This window comes from Arthrobacter sp. S2(2024) (assembly GCF_036662515.1).
Classification (GTDB): Bacteria; Actinomycetota; Actinomycetes; order Actinomycetales; family Micrococcaceae; genus Arthrobacter.
On the sequence record NZ_JAYKZI010000033.1, the window covers coordinates 1 to 1644 of the forward strand.

1 protein-coding gene is annotated in these 1644 nt (G+C 66.8%); it reads right to left on the minus strand.

Annotated elements, in window-relative coordinates:
- Positions 1-23: 23 nt before the first annotated feature.
- Positions 24-1644 (minus strand): IS1634 family transposase (locus VLA65_RS21915; RefSeq protein ID WP_332603744.1); only part of this gene is annotated, 1621 nt, incomplete at its 5' end.

Genomic DNA, 1644 nt, shown 5'->3' on the forward strand with positions numbered 1-1644 from the left:
CCACCTGACTTCGGTCATTCGGCTTAGTGCCTGGCCCGCGGGTTCCGGATCGCGTTGAGGACTGCCTGTTTGTCGGCGGGGATGGCGGGCGGGAATGTCTGCTCGGTGCCGTTGATCGCGATGGTGGCTGAACGAAGCGGCCGTAGTTGGCGGATCAGGTTGCGGATCGCGAGCCCGGTCCGGTTCTGTGCTTCGCGGCTGAGTGCCAGCGCGGTGAACACGATGGTCAGGTGGGCTTCGATCGCGTCCCTGGTGCGGTGGAACATGGGCCGGGCCCGCAGGTCGGTCTTGGACATCCGGAAGGACTGCTCCACATGCCACAGGTCGTGGTAGCTGGCGATCACCTCGCCGGCGGGCATCACGCCGAGAGGGATGTTGGTGACGTAGCCCTTGAGCCCGACCAGGCGTCGTGCCCGCGCCAGCGATGCCTCATCGAGTGACCGGCTGCCGTTGCTGGTCTTGATGAACCGTGGCGCCCGGGCGGCTTTCTCGCCTGCGATGACTGCGCGGGCCTTGTCCTCCTGCAGTGTGAGGGTCGTTTTGTCCCGCGCTGCCCGTTTCCTCGAGTACGCCCACACCGCCCGCCAGGACCCGGCGTGCTGCTGGGGGTCCCAGACTGGTTCGGCTTTCACATACGGATCGCTTGCGACGCCGCCGCGGCCATTGCGCGGGGTGATGGTGTCGATGATCTGCTCGTCGGTGAACGCGTCTCCGTGCCAGCGGAAATGGGACTCCAGATCAACGGGAGCCTTGGTCACCCGGGATCCGACGATGAACCTCAAGCCCGCCTCATCGAGCTCTTTGAGGTTGGATGCGGACAGCATCCCCGCGTCGGCGACCACGACCATGTCGGCCAGGCCGTGCCGTTCCTGGAAGGCCTGGATGATCGGGACGATGGTGGTGGTCTCTGCCGTGTTGCCCTCGAAACAGCCGATCTCAAGTGGGAAGCCGTGCCGGTCGACCAGCAGGCCGACCACGACCTGGGGGTCGACCCGGCGTTCCTTGGAGTAGCCGACCTTGCGCAGCTCGTCCTCTTTCTCGGCCTCGAAGTACAAGGTGGTGACGTCGTAGAGACACAACGAGACATCCCCGCGGGTCACCGCATGGTTGAAGCAAGCGGCCGCGATGAGGTCCCGATAGCCGCGGCCGGCGCACCGGCTCAGCGTGCGGCGCATCGTCTTCTCGCTGGCGGGCCTCTGACCCAGGTCGCTCAGGACCCGTCCGGTGTCCAGGATCGAGGTCGGTTCCACGATCCTGGCGATCACCAAGTCACGGAACCTCTCGTCCTCGACCACGGCGAACCCCAGGCCGGAGTAGACCTCGGCAAGCACCTCGTACAACAGCAGGGACGACGTACCGATCACCTGCGGGGCAGCCACCCGCGGGGCAGCCACCCGCGGCTGCTCGACTCCCCGGCCAGTCAGACCAGGGTCGGCGAACAGAGCCGGGACCGCCGTGGGCGCGACCATCCGGGCTTTCCTCGGCGCGGCTTCCAGACCCAGATCGAACTCGTCCTGGCCGGCATCGAGAAGCATCCCGCGGGCGTGCTCCAGCAGGAGCCCAAGCTCGGCCTCCGTATGCGCTGACCCGAGATGAGCCACGATCCGCCGGCGCCCATCGACGTACTCCGCGATCTGCACAGCC